This window comes from Stenotrophomonas sp. YJH_SMC_12-1 (genome assembly GCF_059370935.1).
The window spans coordinates 20,233-39,167 of the sequence record NZ_JCAFUD010000001.1; the positions used below are offsets into that span (position 1 = coordinate 20,233).

General features: G+C 65.1%; 19 protein-coding genes. 10 read left to right on the forward strand and 9 right to left on the reverse strand.

Annotated elements, in window-relative coordinates; all coding sequences use genetic code 11:
• Positions 1–2: 2 nt before the first annotated feature.
• The 7 genes from virB11 to AC5P8Y_RS00150 form a co-directional block, all read right to left on the reverse strand.
• On the reverse strand, positions 3–1,046 hold the full coding sequence (virB11, locus tag AC5P8Y_RS00120; protein ID WP_033833165.1) for a P-type DNA transfer ATPase VirB11: 1,044 nt from the start codon (positions 1,044–1,046) through the stop codon (positions 3–5).
• A gap of 14 nt (positions 1,047–1,060) precedes the next feature.
• Positions 1,061–2,314, reverse strand: coding sequence for a TrbI/VirB10 family protein (locus tag AC5P8Y_RS00125; RefSeq protein WP_049430644.1), 1,254 nt, complete (start codon positions 2,312–2,314; stop codon positions 1,061–1,063).
• A complete protein-coding gene (locus tag AC5P8Y_RS00130) occupies positions 2,311–3,090 on the reverse strand; it encodes a TrbG/VirB9 family P-type conjugative transfer protein (protein WP_049402208.1) in 780 nt (259 codons plus the stop codon). The genes AC5P8Y_RS00125 and AC5P8Y_RS00130 overlap by 4 nt, the downstream gene beginning before the upstream one ends.
• Complete coding sequence (locus tag AC5P8Y_RS00135) at positions 3,087–4,133, reverse strand: VirB8 family type IV secretion system protein (RefSeq protein WP_049402209.1); 1,047 nt, start codon at positions 4,131–4,133, stop codon at positions 3,087–3,089. Before AC5P8Y_RS00135 ends, AC5P8Y_RS00130 begins: the two co-directional genes overlap by 4 nt.
• Positions 4,134–4,222: 89 nt before the next feature.
• The gene (locus AC5P8Y_RS00140; protein ID WP_012480646.1) at positions 4,223–4,669 is read right to left on the reverse strand and encodes a hypothetical protein; all 447 of its coding nucleotides are present in this window, start codon (positions 4,667–4,669) and stop codon (positions 4,223–4,225) included.
• A gap of 424 nt (positions 4,670–5,093) precedes the next feature.
• Entirely contained in the window at positions 5,094–6,773 is a 1,680-nt protein-coding gene (locus tag AC5P8Y_RS00145) for a type IV secretory system conjugative DNA transfer family protein (RefSeq protein WP_005410127.1), read from the reverse strand.
• Between the two features lie 36 nt (positions 6,774–6,809).
• A complete protein-coding gene (locus tag AC5P8Y_RS00150) occupies positions 6,810–7,067 on the reverse strand; it encodes a hypothetical protein (RefSeq protein ID WP_005410128.1) in 258 nt (85 codons plus the stop codon).
• A gap of 130 nt (positions 7,068–7,197) precedes the next feature.
• Here AC5P8Y_RS00150 and AC5P8Y_RS00155 point away from each other — a divergent pair, with 130 nt between their 5' ends.
• Both AC5P8Y_RS00155 and AC5P8Y_RS00160 read left to right on the forward strand, forming a co-directional pair.
• Positions 7,198–7,617: an HD domain-containing protein gene (locus AC5P8Y_RS00155; protein ID WP_049402210.1), complete on the forward strand. Its 420-nt coding sequence runs from the start codon at positions 7,198–7,200 to the stop codon at positions 7,615–7,617.
• Positions 7,618–7,742: 125 nt separating this feature from the next.
• Complete coding sequence (locus tag AC5P8Y_RS00160) at positions 7,743–8,954, forward strand: MFS transporter (protein ID WP_111108316.1); 1,212 nt, start codon at positions 7,743–7,745, stop codon at positions 8,952–8,954.
• A 16-nt stretch (positions 8,955–8,970) separates the two neighbouring features.
• Here the strand turns inward: AC5P8Y_RS00160 and AC5P8Y_RS00165 are convergent, their stop codons facing one another.
• On the reverse strand, positions 8,971–9,450 hold the full coding sequence (locus AC5P8Y_RS00165; RefSeq protein WP_111108317.1) for a MerR family transcriptional regulator: 480 nt from the start codon (positions 9,448–9,450) through the stop codon (positions 8,971–8,973).
• Positions 9,451–9,539: 89 nt separating this feature from the next.
• Here AC5P8Y_RS00165 and AC5P8Y_RS00170 point away from each other — a divergent pair, with 89 nt between their 5' ends.
• From AC5P8Y_RS00170 to AC5P8Y_RS00195, 6 genes are all read left to right on the forward strand, one after another.
• The gene (locus tag AC5P8Y_RS00170) at positions 9,540–10,778 is read left to right on the forward strand and encodes an NADH:flavin oxidoreductase/NADH oxidase family protein (RefSeq protein ID WP_049402213.1); all 1,239 of its coding nucleotides are present in this window, start codon (positions 9,540–9,542) and stop codon (positions 10,776–10,778) included.
• Between the two features lie 94 nt (positions 10,779–10,872).
• Positions 10,873–11,349 (forward strand): membrane protein, encoded by a 477-nt coding sequence (locus tag AC5P8Y_RS00175; protein ID WP_049402223.1) that lies wholly within the window; start codon positions 10,873–10,875, stop codon positions 11,347–11,349.
• Positions 11,350–11,445: 96 nt separating this feature from the next.
• Positions 11,446–11,715 (forward strand): hypothetical protein, encoded by a 270-nt coding sequence (locus AC5P8Y_RS00180; RefSeq protein ID WP_033833174.1) that lies wholly within the window; start codon positions 11,446–11,448, stop codon positions 11,713–11,715.
• Between the two features lie 125 nt (positions 11,716–11,840).
• Complete coding sequence (locus AC5P8Y_RS00185) at positions 11,841–12,086, forward strand: hypothetical protein (RefSeq protein WP_024958240.1); 246 nt, start codon at positions 11,841–11,843, stop codon at positions 12,084–12,086.
• 97 nt (positions 12,087–12,183) lie between these two features.
• Positions 12,184–12,432 carry a hypothetical protein gene (locus AC5P8Y_RS00190; protein WP_005410137.1) on the forward strand — a complete coding sequence of 83 codons (249 nt, stop codon included), beginning with the start codon at positions 12,184–12,186 and terminating at the stop codon, positions 12,430–12,432.
• A gap of 182 nt (positions 12,433–12,614) precedes the next feature.
• The gene (locus tag AC5P8Y_RS00195) at positions 12,615–14,318 is read left to right on the forward strand and encodes an ATP-binding protein (RefSeq protein WP_049402214.1); all 1,704 of its coding nucleotides are present in this window, start codon (positions 12,615–12,617) and stop codon (positions 14,316–14,318) included.
• Here the strand turns inward: AC5P8Y_RS00195 and AC5P8Y_RS00200 are convergent.
• Complete coding sequence (locus AC5P8Y_RS00200; protein WP_111108318.1) at positions 14,315–15,850, reverse strand: FAD-dependent monooxygenase; 1,536 nt, start codon at positions 15,848–15,850, stop codon at positions 14,315–14,317. The genes AC5P8Y_RS00195 and AC5P8Y_RS00200 overlap by 4 nt on opposite strands.
• Before the next feature lie 82 nt (positions 15,851–15,932).
• On the opposite strand from AC5P8Y_RS00200, the gene AC5P8Y_RS00205 reads away from it, so the two are divergent.
• A complete protein-coding gene (locus tag AC5P8Y_RS00205; RefSeq protein WP_111108319.1) occupies positions 15,933–16,577 on the forward strand; it encodes a TetR/AcrR family transcriptional regulator in 645 nt (214 codons plus the stop codon).
• 73 nt (positions 16,578–16,650) lie between these two features.
• Positions 16,651–18,792 carry a TonB-dependent siderophore receptor gene (locus AC5P8Y_RS00210; protein WP_049430654.1) on the forward strand — a complete coding sequence of 714 codons (2,142 nt, stop codon included), beginning with the start codon at positions 16,651–16,653 and terminating at the stop codon, positions 18,790–18,792.
• Positions 18,793–18,935 lie beyond the last annotated feature (143 nt).

An 18,935-nucleotide genomic window follows, 5' to 3' on the forward strand; every position in this document is an offset into this window, starting at 1 on the left:
GGTCAGCCCTCCTGCCCCTGGGCACGCCCAGGATTGAAGTCGATGCCGGTGATGTAGCGCGAGCCGGCATGCGCCTTGATATGCACGACGATGTCGATGGTCATCATCAACAGTCGCTTGATGACGTTGAACTCCAGGCCAGAACCCTCGGCCGAGGCCTTCACCATCAGCGCCAGCTGGTCCCAGGTCTGCTCCGGGCTACCGGCATGGCAACTGGTGATCGAGCCCGGGTGGCCCGATGCGCAGTTGCGGATGAAGTAGAACGCCTCGTCACCGCGCAGCTCGGCCAGGATGATGCGCTCGGGCTTCATGCGCAGGCAGGCTTCCATGCAACTCTTTGCGCTGACATTGCTGGTGCTCTGCCCACCCTTGGAGTACAGCAGGTGCACCACATTGGGTTGGGTCAGAAACAGTTCGCGCGCGTCCTCGATCGTGACCAGGCGTTCGTTGTCCGGGATATGATTGACCAGCGCTTTCATGAAGGTGGTCTTGCCGCTACCGGTCGCACCGGAGACCACGATGTTCTTGCGGTACATCACCGCACGACGGAAGAACTCTGCGTACTCGCGCTGCTGGCGCAGTTCCAGCAGCTCGCGGTCCTGCTCGCTCAGACTGCCATCCTGTTCCAGGATCTGGTTGAAGAAGCCATCCTCGTGGTACTGGGTGAGCGACTTGGTGTGCTTGGACGGCAGGCGGATCGTGATCGAGACCTTGCCGGCATCACAGGCAGGTGGAATCACGAACTGCGCACGTTGCCCGGTCGGGAAGGTGAGCGAGACGACCGGATCGGCATCGGTGATGCGCTGGCCGGTGTTGCTTTCGTTCACCACGGCGGTGCAGAACTGCCGGGCCCGCTCGAACGTCAGGCCCGGCACCTCCACCCGCTGCCACCCCGCCCGGGTCTCCAGGTACAGCTCACCGGGACGGTTGATGCAGATTTCCGTCACTTCCGGGGATGTCATGTACTCGGCGATGCCCAGCACTTCGTACTGATAGCGCAGGAAGTCGCTGGAAACGAGGGCGAGGGGTGACACTTCGGCGTCCATGGTTGTTCTTCGGGTTACCGGCGCGGGTTGAGCACGTTGGTGAAGTCGACGTCCTTTGCGACGTAGACGTTCACGACGGTGCCCTGGTTGATGGTGACAGTCGGCGGGCGATTCGAACTGGTCAGGGCTTCGTTGGCGAGACGCTCCATCGTGCGCGCGGTGGCGCTTTCATAGGGCGAACGAACGGCAAAACCATTGCTGGAAACCGTCGTCGACTCCGGGCCATGCTCGGCTGCGGCGTACTTGAAGGCGTCGGCGATCAGGCTGATCATCAGCGCCGATGCAATGCGACTGCCCCAGTGCGCGCTGTACTGGCCAGGATGACCGGCACCACCCAGCTGATCCACGCCCGGGCTGGACATGGCCACGTCGATGCCATTGGGCGTGGTGATGCGATCCCAGATCACTTCCACGCGCTTGCCCTTGGGACCACCACCGTACGCACCGTAGATCTTGGACCCCTTGGGCAGCAGCAGGCTGCGGCCGTTGATCGAGTACACCGGCTCGGTCAACAGGCACGACGTATAACCTGCAAGATCGGTGATGATGCGGGTCTCGAGAACACAACGCAGATAAGTGCCACGCACAAGCAGTGCATCGGGACTGCGGATGTAGGAAGCATTGGACACATCCTCCACGTCAGGCCCGCGGCGCACCTTGGCCGGCGGAGCATTGCCGTTCTGCGCCTGCAGCGCAGCCAACGTGGCCTGCATGTAGGGATCGTCGTTGTCCCCTGCTGCGGCCTGGCCGCCAGCATCGCCCGTGCCCACGCCTGCGCCACCACTACCGGCAATGCGGCGATCCAGCAGACTCGGGCCACGCTCGACCTCGCGCTCGGGTTCGGCACGAGGAATGAACGTCGGGCCCATCGTTTCCTGCGGCGGTGGCGGCAGCATCGGAATGGGTTCGGCGGCTTCCCGGGCGGCCTCGCGAATCGCGGAGGGTGCAATGATCGGCAGGTCGGGGGTGCTCGAACGTGCAACCTGCGGCGGCGCCTTGACTTCTTCAGCGTCTTCCTTGCCCTTGCTGAGCAGCAGGAAGCCCATGGCCAGCAACAACACCAGGATGCCGCCGAGGAACAACAGCGCCTTGCGGTTCAAGCGCTGCTCTTCCGCAGAGCGAAGCTGCGGGGCACTTGCATCCAGGTCCGGGGTTGCCTCGGCCTGCGCATGCCCATAATACGGGTTCGTCGGTGGCTCCTGAGCCGCAGGGCCCTGCCCGTACGGAGACGGATTTGGATCGTTGCCGGGAGTGTTCTGCTGGCTCATTTCTTCACGTTCCTTCGCAGGCCGACGACGAAGTCGCCGTGGCGGATGACCAGGTACGGGTAGGTCCCGTGCACGATCAGCGTATTGCCCTCAACCGTGGTGTTGACCACGAAATCCTCGCCGTACTCCTTCTCGCGACCGAACACGGCCGGGAAGATGCCGGTCTTGTATTCGGGCGAGTTGGGCAGTTTCAGATAGGTGAAACGGCCATCGTCGTAGGCGTTGACCGGGATCAGCCACCCCATCTTCTTCGCCTTGCTGGTCGAATAGGAGTAGTTGAAGTTGTATTGGCGGTCCTTGGCCAGCTCGGTGCTCAGCAGCGGCTGCGCCTCTTCCTCGACCGCTGCCTGGGCAGGCCCGAACACAGTGTCATTCGGATAGACGAAAGCAATCTTGTACTGTACGCCGGCGCGACGGGCCTGCTCAAGCTGGCGCCAGTCGGTGGCAACGACCTTCAGCTCGAAAATGTACGAATGGGTTTCGGTACGCACCATCATGTTGGTGTCGACGTCGACGTTCTTCGGCTTGAGATAGAACACGTTCTCGCGACGGGTGAGTTCCCAGCCGCTGCTGAAGCCGGTGCTGTAGTCGAGGATCTTCTCGTTCGGGCTCAGCTCGATCTGGGTGGTCAGGCCCAGGCCGGTGCGAACCGGGTAGATGCGGTCCTTCTCATACTCGTAGTGGTCAACTGCCTGTGCCATCGCCGCGCTGGAAAACACCAGCGACAGCAACGACAGCAGCGCCCACGCGCTTCCCCTGACTTTTCGACTACTCATCGGTTGCTTGCTCCATCAGCATTTCCGGTGGAATGGTTCGGTGCCGGCATCATTGCCGGCTGCCCCGGCGCGCCCTGCCCCGGCATCGGCTGCCCCTGGACCGGCTGCCCCTGCATGGGCGCACCCTGCATCGGCTGCATCTGCCCATTGGCTGGCACTGCGACAGGCTGACCGGTGGCGGGGTCGATCATGGTGGCGGCGGCCGGATTGTTCGGGCCGTACATGCCCTGCGCCTGCTGCGCAGCGAGTTGTGCCTGCTGCGCAGCATCCTGGGCCTGCTGCTGCATGGCACCGTCATCCGGCACGGGCACGCCGCGCGCATAGTCGTTGTCGACACGGTACTCCGTGACCTGGAACGCCAATGGATTGAGCACCCGGTCCTGTTCGGACAGCGCGAGATTCTGGTTGTATTGGAAGCGCATGGTGACCAGCTGGTTGTCCAGATAGGTCGATGCACCGCTGCGCTTGTCGAGCAGGCTGCGCTGGATGCGCACGGACGCGCCACGGAAGCTGCCGTTCGCCTGCACGCCCAGCGGGGTAATGCTGAGGATCTTGACCCTGATCGCCTTGCCCCGGCCGTACATCACGAACGGATTCTGCGGATTGTTGCTGGCATAGCGCTGCTTCATGCTTGCGGCGACGGCATCACTGGACATGACGAACACCAGCTCCCAGTCACGCAACCCCATCACCGCGGAGTCGTACGACTCGCGCGCCAGCACGTACTGGGCGACATTGCTGCGGTTGACCGCCTCATTGGTGGTGATCGTCTCGCCCTGGAACGTACCCCTCAGGCGCGCCACCGTAGCGGTACCCGTGTAGGCATCGGCCATCACCAGGAAGGGCACCTTCTCCTTCAGCGGCAGCATGTAGTAGTAGCCGCCAGCCAGTGCCAGCGACATCAGCAATGAGCCGGTGGCGACCCACCAGGCACGGCGCTCACTGCGACGCGCCATGTCGGCCACGGTGATCTCGTAGCTGACCGCCTTGGCGACCGACTGCTCGACCTTGGGACTATTGCCGGGATCCTTCTTGCGGAACATGGATTCTTCCGTACTGCTGAAACATCAATGGGCGTGGCACCCCTGCGACAGGCGCGGGGAGCGGCACGTTCGATGATTTCGAGGTGGACTCAGGTGCCGCTGTTGGAATCAGCGCCCTGTGCCGACGCGGTCGGCGTCGAGCCAGCGCTCTGTACAACGATCTGGTTGCCAACGATGGAGACGGAGATGCCCTGCGCTGCATAGGCCGCCGTCAGATCGATCACGGCCTGCTGAGCGTTGGTGGTGTCGATGTTGGAAACCGCGCCGTACAGGGTGAAGTCCGAGCTCAGGCGGTAATCCAGCGTGCGTCCGGAATCCTTGGCCCAGCGCTCGAGCATGGCTTTGAGCGTGCCATCCATCGGCGAGGCCTGGTAGACGTAGCTGGAGTACAGCGGGATCTCGGTGGTTGCCGCAGCAAAGCGGTTCACCGGCTTCCAGCGGCCTCCGAAATCGGGAGCGGACTTGGTGGCGCAACCGGCCACCATCAACGCCGCCACTGCGGCGATGGACATTTTCGCGATAAACGCCTGATTCATACGGGCTTCACTTTGACGTACGAAAAAGCAGTCCCGAGCATTGGTCCCCTGGTCGTCCGGCGCTGCGTCGCGCACGCCGGAATCGGAGCGACGCACTGACTGGCAGCACACCCACTCCGGCTCCCCTGCAGCCAACGGCTGCCAACCAAGTCGCGGGGCCGCCAGACATTCCCGGCGACACACCCGCATACCTCACCAACGTCGAAACCATCCATGTTTCATGGCACAAACTCCTGGCCACCCTGCTCTACAACATCTGCCATCCATCACACATTTCTGAACGGCATGCACAGGGTCGCACAACCACGCGTCAATTCCATGTCAGACAAGTCTGAAAATCCATGAACAAATGCCGAATTCTTGACTCAACTCACGTTTTCACGTCAGTGAATATGAATCTACGTCACAAATTTAACGACGTGAATTAGACGTTAAGCATTGGAACGTCGACTTTCGGCAGCAGCCGCGAGGTGAAGTAGCGATCCTTGTAGTAGCGGATCTTGTCGCACTTCACCGGATGCGGTATGCCCTCGTACAGGAACACTTCCTTGTCCGGCCCCATCGCCTTCAGCTCCTGCGGCAGCATCAGTGCCCGCCGCTCCTCGGTGAAGCTGTGGGTCTTCTCGCGGGCGTGGGTGACGTTCTTCTTGCGGATGGTGGTGTAGCCCAGCATGTCCGAATAGTCGTTGGCGTCCTGCTGCTCGCGCGGCGCGTACAGGATCTGCAGCGCGTGGTTGGTGATGATCGTTCGCGAGACTTCCCGGCCGTAGGTGGCATCGAGCTGGGACATGCTCTGGATGATCGGCAGCAGGCGGATGTTGTAGCCGGCCATGTAGGACACCGCCGAGGCGATGATCTCGACCTTGCCGATCGAGGTGAATTCGTCCATCAGCAGCAGGCACTGGTACTTCAGGTCCGGGTTGGACTTGGGCAGTTCCTTGGTGTTGAGGTTGATCAGCTGGCTGAAGAACAGGTTGATGATCAGGCGGCTCTCGGCCAGCTTGTTCGGCTGGATGCCGATGTAGATGGTCATCTTCTTCTTGCGGACGTCGGTCAGCAGGAAGTCGTTGCTGCTGGTGGCCTTGTCCAGCACCGGGTTGATCCAGGGGTTGAGCGGTTCCTTGAAGGTGCCCAGGATCGAGGCGAAGGTCTCGTCGGCCTGGGACAGCATGTTGGCGAACGCCGAACGCGCGTTGCCACTGAGGAACGAACGCTCCGACAAGGCCTTGAGGTACTTCTTCAGATCGGTGCCATCGCCCGATGACAACCGGTAGACAGAACCCAGCGTCGGCGTGCCCGAGCCGCCCGGGAAGCCGCTGCTGCGCTCGTCGTCCCAGTTTTCGAACAGATACAGGGTGAAGGCCATGAACGCGTTGCGCGCCTGGCTGACCCAGAACTTCTGGTCCTCGGCGCCGTCCGGATACAGCATCGCGGCGATGCTCATCAGGTCCGACACCCGGAATGCCGGATCATCGGAGACATAGCTGAGCGGGTTCCAGCGGTGCGTGCGCCGATCCTCGGCGAAGGGATTGAACAGGTAGATCTCCTGGCCCTGGCTGGCGCGCCAGCCGCTGGTCAGGTCGAAGTTCTCCTGCTTGATGTCCAGCACCACCAGCGATTCGCCGTATTCCAGCAGGTTCGGGATGACCACGCCCACGCCCTTGCCTGAACGGGTGGGTGCCGCAAGAATCACGAACTGCTGGCCATCCAGCCGCACCAGTTTGCCGCCATGGCTGCCGACCACGATGCTCTGGCCGGTCTTCTTGAACATGCCATGCCTGGACAGGTCGGCGCCGGTGGCGAAACGCGCGTCGCCATGCAGCGAGCGCTTGTCCTTCTTCAGCAGCAGCACCAGACCGGTCACCAGCAGGACCAGCAGCGGCAAGCCGAAGCCCACGTAGCCGGCCCACTTGATCTTGCCCACGAACGGCGCAACCTGCGGCTGGCCGATGGCGTGGTAGTACTGGTAGTACGTGTTCCAGGTGAACAGCTTGGTGTCCAACCCCAGGAACAACAGGGTCAGGTAGCCGGAAAACACGAAACCAAGCAGCAGGGTCGCCAGCGTGACGATGGCGATGAGCAGATACTTCTTACTGGGCAACACCCGAATCCTCCATGATGCGCACGAGGGCGCGACGGCCTAGCGGCGGCGCCAGCGCGACGCCTTCTTCCGCAGGTTGTTTTCGTTCTCCAGCCCGGGCTCTTCGCCCTCTTCACGCACCCGCTGCAACAGCAGTTGGCGCGCTTCGGCCAGTGATACAAGGTCGGTCAGACGATCCCCATCGTCGGCGACGACCGCATGGCCGACCACATCGCCCGGAGCGTACACCGGCTCGTAGGACACTGCTACCAGCTGATAGCGGCCACGGGTTTCCAGCACATGCCTGAATTCCTGCATCGCATTCCTCCTTGTCGGGGCAACACTGCGTCCCCTGCCCCGCCATGATGCCCATCGCAGTGTCATCGGCGTATGCACAAGCGCTACGGTTTCTACGCGAAACTGTCTGCGGATATCCAAGGAGACTGCAATGGACTGGGTAGCACTTGCACGCACGCTGGCCACCGAGGCCCACACGGGCCAGACGGACAAGGCCGGCCAGCCTTACATCTGCCATGTGGCGCGGGTGGCGGCCGCGGTGCGCGGCGACGATGACGCCGAAGTGGTGGCCTGGCTGCATGACGTAGCCGAAGACTGCCCGGCGTTTGCCGCACGGATCGAGGTCTTTCCCGCCCCGCTGCGCGAGGCGGTGCAACTGCTCAACCGCGACGCGGCCCCCGACGCGGACAGCTACTACGCGCGCATTGCCGCCCACCCGCTGGCACTGAAGGTGAAGCAGGCCGATCTGAATGACAACGCCGATCCGCAGCGCCTGGCGATGCTCGACGCGGCGACGGCCGGGCGCCTGCGCGGCAAGTATGCGCACGCCCGGGCAGCGCTGGGCATCTGATCGCGCCGCGCGGTGGCGGGTGGGCGAACGTGTCACCGATCAAACGCTGATTTACCCTGAGTGCTGCTGCCCTTGTTGCGGTGCAGCAGTACAATGACCGGCTCCCCGCCCCCATCGCGCCCCGCATGAGCCCCAACTCTTCCCTGGCTGCGCGGCTGACGCCCCGTCAGCGCACCCTGATCATCCTTGCCCTGTCGCTGGGCGGCTTCGCCATCGGCACCAGTGAATTCGCCAGCATGGGCCTGATGCTGGAGATCAGCCGCGGCCTGTCGATTTCCGAAACCCAGGTCGGCCACCTGATCAGCGCCTACGCCATCGGCGTGGTCGTCGGCGCCCCGATCCTCGCCTTCGTCGGCGCCAGCTTCCCTCGCCGCAAGCTGCTGCTGGCACTGATGGGCTTCTATGCCGTCGGCAACCTGGCCAGCGCACTGGCACCGAACTACGGCACGATGCTCATTGCGCGTTTCGTCGCCGGCCTGCCGCATGGCGCCTACTTCGGCGTGGCGATGCTGGTGGCCGCCGCGATCAGCCCGGCCGGCCAGCGCGGCCAGGCGATGTCGCGCGTGTTGCTGGGCCTGTCGATCGCGATCCTGGTCGGCAATCCGCTGACCACCTGGCTGGGCCAGCAGCTGAGCTGGCGCACCGCCTTTGCCCTGGTCAGCGTGCTGGCCATCGCCACCGTGGCGATGATCGCGCGCTTCCTGCTGCCGGACCCGGACGAGGTTCGTACCTCGCCGATGCGCGAACTGCGCGCCTTCAACACCACCCAGGTGTGGCTGGCGCTGGCGATCGGCGCCGTTGGCTTCGCCGGCATGTTCTGCGTGTTCACTTACCTGGCACCGACCCTGGTGCAGGTCACCGGCGTGGCCGAATCGTGGATGCCGCTGGCGGTGGGCGCGTTCGGCATCGGCGCGATCATCGGCAACATCGCCGGTGGCTGGCTGGTGGACAAGTTCCATTTCAAGGCCGCCGCCGTGGTGCTGCTGTGGTCGATCGTGATGCTGCTGCTGTATCCGCTGGCCGCGCAGTCGGTGTGGACCATCGGTCCGATGATCATCACCGTCGGCACCATGGGCGCGCTGGCGGCGGTGCTGCAGACGCGCCTGATGGACGTGGCCGGCGAAGCACAGACCCTGGCCGCCGCCTCCAACCATGCCGCCTTCAATACCGCCAATGCGCTCGGGCCGTGGCTGGGCGGCATGGCGATCAGTGCCGGCTTCAGCCCGGCCAGCACCGGCTATGTCGGTGCCGCCACCGCCATCGGCGGCCTGCTGCTGTGGTGCGTGGCGGTGATGCTGGACAGGAAGCGCAAGACAGCCTGCGTGGGCAGCCACTGACCTTCGCGGCGGATCGTCAGCTGCTGCCCGCGCGGCGGCGGCGATCCGGCCGCAGCAACGCCGTATCGCCGGCCGCAAGTGTCGGGCGCGCCAGCTCACCGCGCTTGACGCGCTCCAGCACCCGCCGCGAGTTGGCCGCGCAGTCGATGCCCTCCGGCCGCGCCTGGATGTCCTCGATCAGGGCCAGCAGGTGCGCCCGGCTCTCTGCCAGCCGCAACTGCAGCGCGTCGATGTCGGCCACCTTCTGCTGCAGCATCGAGATCAATGCGTCGTGCTGCCACTGGCCCATGTCCGGTGGCAGCAAGGCGCGTATCTCCTCCAGGCTGAAGCCGGCGCGCTGCGCACCGGTAATCAGCTCCAGCAGCAGCACCGCCTGCTCCGGGTAGTCGCGGTAGCCGTTGGCCTGCCGCTGGACGACCAGCAACCCTGCCTCCTCATAGAAGCGGATACGTGACGCCGCCAGGCCCGTGCGGCGGGCCAGCTCACCGATCTTCATCTGCCTGAATCCTCGACATCGAAACCCATTGACCTTCAATAAAACTTGAAGGTTAGCGTAGCGCCATTCCCCTGTCCTGGAGCTGTCCCATGTCGCTGTTCTCGTCCCTGGCGCTGCCTTCCGGCGCCCTCATCCGCAACCGCATCGCCAAGGCGGCGATGGAGGAGAACATGGCCGACGCCGACCACGCCCCCTCCGAAGCGCTGCTGCAGTTGTACCAGCGCTGGGCCGACGGCGGCGCCGGACTGATCATTACCGGCAACGTGATGGTTGATGGCCGCGCCATGACCGGCCCCGGCGGCGTGGTGCTGGAGGACGATCGCCACCTGGAGCGTTTCATCGCCTGGGCCGACGCCGCGCGCTCGCGCGAGGTGCAGATGTGGATGCAGATCAACCACCCCGGGCGGCAGATGCCGGCCGCGCTCGGCCAGCCGGCATTGGCGCCTTCGGCGGTCCCCTTGGACATGGGCGCACTGTCCAAACAGTTCGCGCCGCCGCGGGCGATGACCGAGGCGGATATTGAAGACGTGATCGCTCGCTTCATCCGCAGTGCCGAGCTGGCCGAGCGCGCCGGTTTCAGCGGCGTGGAGATCCATGCCGCGCACGGCTACCTGCTCAGCCAGTTCCTGTCGCCGCTGTCGAACCGCCGCGATGACCGCTGGGGTGGCAGCCTGCAGAACCGTGCGCGCCTGCTGCTGGAGATCGTGCAGGGTGTGCGCGCGGCGGTGGCGCCCACGTTCGTGGTGGCGGTGAAGCTCAACTCCGCCGACTTCCAGCGGGGTGGCTTCTCGCCCGAGGACGCGCGCGACGTGGTCGAGATGCTGGCGCCCCTCGGCGTGGATCTGGTCGAACTGTCTGGCGGCAGCTATGAAGCACCGGCCATGACCGGCGCCGCACGCGACCAGCGCAGCGTGGCCCGCGAAGCGTACTTCCTCGAATTCGCGCGCGAGATCGCCACGGTGGCAACGATGCCGCTGATGGTCACCGGCGGCATCCGCCGCCGCGAAGTGGCAGAGCGGGTGCTGGCCAGCGGCGTGGCCATGGTCGGCATCGCCACGGCGCTGGCGATCGAGCCGGATCTGCCGCAGCACTGGCAGCAGGGCCGCGATCCGGTGCCGACACTGCGCAACATCAACTGGCGCAGCAAGCCGCTGGCGGCCAGTGCGCACATGGCCGCAGTGAAGTATCAGCTGGGCCGGTTGAGCCGGCGCCGCCCCACCGCACCCACGGTTTCACCGGTATGGGCCCTGCTGCTGGCACAGGCGGCCGCAAAGTGTCGGACCCGCCGCTACCGGCGCTGGATCGGCGCCCGCGCCATCGCACACTGAGCCGCGCGGTCTTCTCATCGCCGCAGCGATGCTCCACCATCTGCAGGATCGGCGGCAGTTCCGCCGCCGGTCGCAGCATGGAGACGGAACCCACGTGGCAGCAGGATCGAGCAGGAACCGGGAGAAGCTGCTCGATGACCTGCTCTCGCTGGGCCGTAACTGGGCGCTGGCGATCGCCATCGCAGGTGCCGGGGCAGCAGTTCACTACAGCGAGTCGGTGTACGAAGCAGGACTCTGGCGAGGCCTGCTGCCTACCATCTGCTTCCTGGTCGCGATCATCTGGATCGTGCTCAGCATCATCCGCTTCGACCTGACCCTCCAGCAGCACTTCGAGCGCAAGCGCACGCGCTGGCTCAGCCGCCTGCTCTATGTCGTGCTGCTGGGTACCGGCATCACCGCCGTGTTCTTCGTGACCGAACTGGCGTCCAACAACCACATCGCAAGGATGTGCGACGCCGTGGCCAACGAACCGGCCAGCCGGATCCACCGGTCCGCCGAGTGCCAGCGCCTGTACCAGCATCGGGCGGCGTACCGGCAGCGGCTGGAATCGGCCGAGGGCGAGTTCGACTGAGCCGGCTGCGCATCGCGTGTGCGAAAAACACATGGCGTGGATATGCGGTCGGGCACAGTGGCTGCGCCTCCCTCGCAGCGAACGAACGCCGCCGACATGCACCACCCGCCTGCCCCTGCCCGCCACGATGCCATCGCCCTGCAGGCAGGCGTACTCGGCAGTTTGCTGGGCGTGACGCTGTTCAAGGCGATCGCACTCTCCGCACCGGCCAGTGGATCCCTGATCGTGATCGGGCTGTGGCTGCTGGCCTGCGCGTTGCTGGCTGCCTGGGCACTGGCCGCCTGCCTGGCCTGCCTTGCGCTGAGCCGGCGCGTATTCGTGCTGATGCTGGCGCTGAGCATGATCCTGATGATCTGCGTCGCCTGACAGCAGCAGGCGCCGGACTATCGCGCATCTGTTACAGAATAACAAGTGCGGTTGGACGGATTGCTCGTGCCCGGGGTCACGGATTTGAATTCCATGGCCAGCCCGGCACCACCCGAGACCTCCCCATGATCCTGCAGCCCCTGCTTCGCGCCTCCCTCACCGCCTTTGCCCTGGCCACGCTCAGCGCCTGTGCCACGTATGACGACAGCAACATGCACCAGGCCTGCCAGGAGTCGCCGCATCTGAAGGACCTGCCACCCGAAGTGGCTGCCCGCGAGAGCCGCTGCAACAAGAGCATGGAAGTGTGGTCGAGCGAGCGCAAGGGCAGTGACAGGCCGATCGACCTGAGCGGCAAGAAGAAGGATCTCTGAGCCGCCGGGCATCTTGATCGTTCCAATGCATGCGGATGACCAGCCCGTCACGATCGGGGGGGCAGGATAAGGCCTCCCCATCACGACGACTTTCCCGATGCCGGCCACTGGTCACCCTGTCATCCATGCCTTTGAAGCTGTGTTCGACCTGTCTGGCGGGGTGGAGCGCATTACGGCGCTCACTGTCATCTGCCGGCATTGCTCTGAAACCCGCTCGGCCAGCGAAGACAATCTGGTCCAGCTGCCGGGCGGCGCCTTGTTCCGCTGCGACGGATGCGGCAGTCATCAGGCGGTGAGCCATGCGCGGGTTGCCGATTGGCAGGTGAATTCGCTTCTGGGTGTCTGAGGCTGCAATACGACGGTGCCACGACGCAGGCTGTTGGCGCAGGGATGATGGTGCAGTCAGAGGGCGCCCCGTGAGCCACCTCGTCCGCCGCGCAGGGCCGATGACAGCCAGGGCAAAGGAGCTGTGCAGGGCGCAATGACATCACCTCGGCTAAGCTGCGGCACCTTTCTTCGCGCACGGCCATGCATCCCTTCCCCCTTCCTGTCTCGGCACCCGATCAACTCGCCTACCGACTGCTGCAGGACAGCGACTGGGCCCGTTCCGCCGACGCGACCAACGCTCCTCCCGAACTTCGCGCTCTGCTGGCGATGATCCTGGATTCTCCGGAGCCGCTGTGGATCGCATGGGGCCGCGACAACAAGGCGTTCTTCTTCAACGATGCCTACCTGCCGATGCTGGGCGGCAAGCTGCACGGCGCCATGGGCAGCCGATTGCAAGACGTCTGGGCGGACGTCTGGGCCGACGTCGTCGATGCTGTCAACGACGCCTTCGGCGGTACAAGCCGCAGTTTCAAGAACATGCCGTTGATGATGGACCGTGATGGCACGTTGCGCGAGACATTCTGGACGTTCTCCTACTCGCCGCTGCGTGCCGGTTGCGGAGGCGTGGCCGGCATCATCTGCATGGTCAGCGAGCAGACCGAACGGGTGATCGAACGCGACCGGCACACCCGCCAGGTGGCGGCCATCACCGAGCAGGCACGCGAGGCCCATCTTGAACTGGTACGCGCCCGCGAACAGCTGCGGCAGTCGCAGAAGCTGGAGGCCATCGGCCAGCTGACCGGCGGCGTTGCCCACGACTTCAACAATCTGCTTCAGGTCATCACCGGCTCCGTAGACATGCTGCTGCATACCTGGCCGGCCGAAGATGCGCGCCTGCGCTATGTACAGGCGATCGAAACCGCCGCTGACCGCGCCACTCGCCTGACCGCCCAGCTTCTGGCGTTCTCGCGCAGGCAGAGCCTGTCGCCGCAGGTATTCGACCTCTGCGAGAGCATACGCGCGCTTTCAGACATCATCACCACAGTGCTGGGTGCACGCATCTCCGTGTCGGTGAACCTGCCCGACGCCCCGTTGCCGGTGCTGCTGGACCGGACCCAGCTCGACACCGCACTGATCAACATCGCGGTGAACGCGCGCGACGCCATCGACGGCCACGGCAAGGTGACGATCGATGTGGAACAGCTGACATCGGTGCCTTCCGTGCGGTTCGCGGCGCCGATGAAAGGCAACTTCGCTGCGATCAGCGTCAGCGACACCGGTGCCGGTATCGATCCGTCCGTGGTGGACCGGATCTTCGAGCCATTCTTCACCACCAAGGGAGTGGGCGCGGGCACCGGGCTTGGCCTCAGCCAGGTGTTCGGCTTCGTCAAGCAGTCCGAGGGCGAAGTGGACGTACAGAGCCAGGCCGGTGTCGGTACGCGCTTCACGCTGTATCTGCCGCTGGCGCAGGCAAACGCCTCCATCGAGCTGCCGACCGCGCAACCGGGATTGCTGCATGGTCACGGATTGTGCGTGCTGGTGGTGGAAGACAATGTGGATGTGGCCGAATTTGCAGTCGGTGCGCTGCGCGAGCTTGAGTACAACGTCGTACTCGCGCGCAATGCCGACGAAGCACTGGCGGAGCTCGAGCGCGACGCTGCCCGTTTCCACGTGGTGTTCAGCGACGTGGTCATGCCCGGGACCAATGGGCTGGATCTGGCCCGCACCATCCGCAGCCGCCTGCCCGATCTTCCGATCATCCTCACCAGTGGCTACAGCGAACTGCTGGCCCGCGATCCAGGCCACGGTTTCACGCTGCTGCGCAAGCCCTACTCACTGAAGCAGCTGGCCTCGGTGATGACCGAGGCCAGCTGTCGCTCGCAGACGATGGTGACTGCGCATTAGCCGGCAGAACACCGGGTCGGACCGGTCCAGGAAGCAAGCGCTGAATCGAGGCCGGACATATCCCCTTGCGTGCCACAGGTCCAGGCAACGATGCCATCCGGGCGCACCAGCACCGCCTCCAGGCCCGACGCCACATCCCCGGTATCTGCAGCGCAGGCGATGGAAGGCTGCCAGCGTCGGCCATGCTGCGGCGGCGAAGAGGCCGGGTCGAAAACAAGCAGCGCCCCCTGCCCCGCTCTCAACAGTTCGCCCAGACGGCGGCCATCGACCAACCGGAATTCCGGCGCGCTCCTGCCGACCAGCGGGTGGTCTCCGTCAAGATCCAGCTGCTGCGAAACACCCCAGATCCGCTCGGCCAGATACGTGGCCCCATCGCGGGTGCCGGCCAGGTCGGCCATGATCGCTGCCAGCGCGCGCGAACCGGGCCCGGGTCGCATCAGCGCAACCTGCGCGCGCGACCAGTCCAGCACCTTGGCACCCACCGGATGGCGCTCCGCCTGATAGCTGTCCAGCAGCGCCTCATCGGCCTTGCCCCGCGCTACGGCGGCCAGCTTCCAACCGAGGTTCATCGCATCGCCGATGCCGAGGTTCAGTCCCTGGCCGCCCAACGGCGAATGCATGTGCGCGGCATCACCTGCCAACAGCACACGTCCGCTGCGATAGGCCGTCGCCTGGCGCGCAGCATCGGTCCATGTCGTGGCCAGGTGCAATGCAGTGATCGTTGTCTCGCGGCCAGACACCCGCCGCAGCAACGCTTGCGCGGTGAGCCGGTCCAGTGGCGTGCGATGGACGGCGCCACCATCGAAATCGGCCAGCGCCAGCATGCCTGGCGGGTTGAAATTGCACATCCCGTGATCGGTGAACTGTCGGCCTGGTGTGAGTACACACCCATCTGCCAGTTCGACCAGCAGCGTGTAACCGGTGAACTCCGGCCCGGTTCCAGCGAAGAGGAAGCCCGATTGTTTGCGTACCGTGCTGCGGGCCCCATCACAACCGACCAGCCAGCGGCCGTGGACCCTGCCGGAGCCGGTGTGCACGGCAACCTGCGCCTCGTGCGCATCCACCGCCTGCACCGCACGCCCGCGTTCGATGCGCACGCCCAGCGCAGTCGCACGTTCGGCGAACACCGCTTCCAGGGCCTGCAACTCCACCGCCATCTGGGTGCCCGCCGGTGTCGGCAGGCGCCAGCTCCAGCGCGCCTGGTCCACATCGTCCAGTGCAAATGGAATGCCCGCGAAGTGCCCACCCAGCGCACGCGGCTGCGCCAGCCAATGGGCGGTGCCGGGCGGCGGCGCGCCCTTGTCGGGCTTGAGCACCTGCGTCGCGGCGACCGCGTCCAACAGGCCGCGCCGATCCAGCGCCTCCAGCGTGGGGGCGTTAAGGCCGCGCAGCCCGAATGGCAGGCGCTTCAACGGCGAACCGGCGGACCCGGCCTGCTCCAGCACCAGCACCGAACACCCGGCCAGGGCCAGTTCGCAGGACAGGAACAGGCCAACCGGGCCAGCACCGGCAATGACGACGTCGTACAGCATCGAGATTCCTTGTGAGCGCCGGGTCGGCGCTCTGGCGGATCAAATGTTACACTCGGTGTACGTTTTCACAAGTGAACCGCCCATGGCCCCGCCTCCTGGCCGCCGCGAACAACGCAAGGCCGTGACCCGACAAACGATTTCGGACGTCGCCACCGAGCTGATCATCCGGCGCGGCTTCGAGGCCGTCTCCATGTCCGAGATCGCCGAAGCCGCGGGCGTCTCACGCAAGACGGTCTTCAACTACTTCGCCAGCAAGGAAGACCTGGTGTTCGACCGGGATGAGGAGGCGCGCACGCTGCTGCGCGAGGGCATGATGGCGCGGAGCGGCCTGACCCCGCTCGCGGCCTTCCAGTCGCTCGTTCGTGAGTTGCTGGAGGCTGGCCATCCGCTGCTGCGCATCAATGCCGGCGCTGTCGCCTTCTGGGGCACCGTGGCGGAGAGCCCGGTACTGGTCGCGCACGCGCGACGGCTGCAGGCGCAGTTGACTGACGATCTGGCGCGATTGATGGCCCACGCTGTCGGCCGGCCCGAACATGACGCCGAAGCGCGACTGGGCGCGGCCATGCTGCTGGCGTCGATGGTGGCGGCCTATGAGAAAGGACTGGCAAGCCAGCTGCAGGGCGAGGACCCGCGTGAGGTCATGCGGCAGCTGATCGTGCGCGGTGCCACCGGGGTACTGGTGGCCTTGGCGGGCACCCCGTATACGGACCCCGGCGCGCGTCCATAGCGCATCCGGGGAATAGGCGTCGAAGTATCGCAAATGCTAATCTTTCTCATTTGCAGACACGTGACCCTCCCCAATGCCCCTGCCCATGCCCCTGCAACGCACCCTGTGCCTGGCACTGACCCTGCACGTGGCGCCCCTTGCGCATGCAGCTGAGTCCTCCGCTGCCGCACCCAAGGATCTGGACAAGGTCGAAGTCCGCGGACGCGCACAGACACTGTATCGGGTAGACGATGCCGCGGTCGGCACCCGCACCGATACGCCCCTGGAGCTGGTCCCACAGTCGATCCAGGTCATCCCGCGTGAACTGATCGACGACCAGGCCGCGCGCCAGGTGACCGACCTCTATCGCAGCATCAGCGGCATCAGCTATTTCAGCTATGCCGGGGTGACCCTGCGCGGCTTCCGCCAGGAGAACGTGCTGTATGACGGCCTGCGCGGCGACCCGTACGCAGGATTTTCGGTGCCGCAACTGTTCAACATCGAGCGCGTGGAAGTGCTGAAGGGGCCGGCAGGCGCGCTGTATGGCGGGGGTGATGCGGGCGGTGTCATCAACTACGTGACCCGCAAGCCGAAAGCCAGCGCCGAACGCCGCATCGAGGTCCAGCTCGGCGACAAGGACTTCCGTGCCGGATCGATCGAGGGTACCGGGCCATTGAATGCCATCGGCAGCGTACGCTATCGCGCCGGGCTCTATGCCGACAGTGAACAGGGCGTGCGCTGGAACACCGACAGCGAGAGCGTGATCGGCGACGCCTCGCTGGCCTTCGACGTTGGCCAGACCGGCGAGCTGGTGCTGCAGTTCACCGACATCACCCAGAACCTTGGCGGCAACCGCCTGCGTGGCGTGCCGGTCAACGATGCAGGCACGTTCCTGACCGACCGCCGCTGGAACCACAACGAGGCCAGCGACTTCCTCGACATGCGCGCCAAGGTGGCGCTGGCGCAGTACCGTTTCGCGCCGAGCGACACTCTGGACCTGGACTTCGCCGCCCGCTGGTTCAGCAACAACGAACACCAGATGTACCACGAGCCGATGGGCCTGATCGATCGTGACCGCGATGGCGTGGCCGAGTGGATGACCCGCCAGCTGCGCAACCAGATACGCGACAACGAAGCATTCACTGCCAACGGCAATGCCGTCTGGCGGGTGGCCACCGGCACGGTTGAGCACAAGGTGCTGTTCGGCGCCGATGTGTACCAGCTGGATGCGGATTTCACCGCACAGACCGCGAACAGCGCTGACCTTGCGCGTGGCGCCGGTCCGGTGCGCGGCATCGACCTGTTCAATCCCGTGTACGGCGCCAGTACCTGGCACGACTACAACCTGGCGGCCCTGCCCTGGCGCAGCACATCCACCCGCAGCAAGCGCCATGGCGGCTACCTGCAGGACGAACTGGCACTGGGCCCGCGCTGGCATGTGCTGGCCGGGGTGCGCTGGGATGGCTTCAAGGATGAGGATCGCATCACTGGCAACAGTGTGGATGGCAACGATCTCAGCTGGCGGCTGGGCAGCACGTTCACCGTGCGCGAGGGCCTGAACGTCTACGCCAACGTCGCCAGTGGTTTCGTGCCGCAGAGTGCCGCCAACCAGAACCCGGCCGCTGGCGGACCGTTCGATGCCGAGCGCAGCAAGCAGTGGGAAGTAGGCATGAAGTCGCTGCTGGCCGACCGTGTGGCCTTGAACATGGCGGCCTACCGGATCGACCGCAGCAACATCGTGCAGGCCACCGGCGAGGTGATCGGTGGCGTGAACCAGTTGGCCGCGCTGGGCCTGGTACGCAGCACCGGCATGGAGCTTGACCTGCTGGCCGACCTCAGCGAGCGCTGGGTGCTGAATCTGACGTACGCCTACAACGATGCGCGGGTGAAGGACGCCGGCCCGAATGGCATCACCAACGCCTCAGGCGACCGATTCGCCAATGCGCCGCGCAACAAGCTGGGGTTGTGGACGCGTTATGACCTGCCGGCGATCAACTCCGCCATCGGCTTTGGCGCGGATCACGTCGGCGAACGCGTCAGCCTGGATGGGCAGACGGTCAAGGCCTACACCGTGTTCGACGTGAGCTGGAAGACCACGTGGAGGCAGTGGCAGTTCCAGGCCAACGTCAAGAACCTGTTCGACAAGGTGTACGCGGCCAGTGGCTTCATTGAACGCAACGGGCATTTCCCCGGAGATCCACGGCGGGTGTATGTGCAGGCGGCCTACAGCTTCTGACCGGAAGCACGTGTAGCGTTGATCCACTGCCGGCAAGCAGATCGTTGCCTGGCACTGGTCCACGCCTGTCCGAAACCGTCGGCACTTCCAGTCACTTGTGCACGATCTCCTCCGCCTGTAGCGTTGCCGTTGCCCAAGGAGGG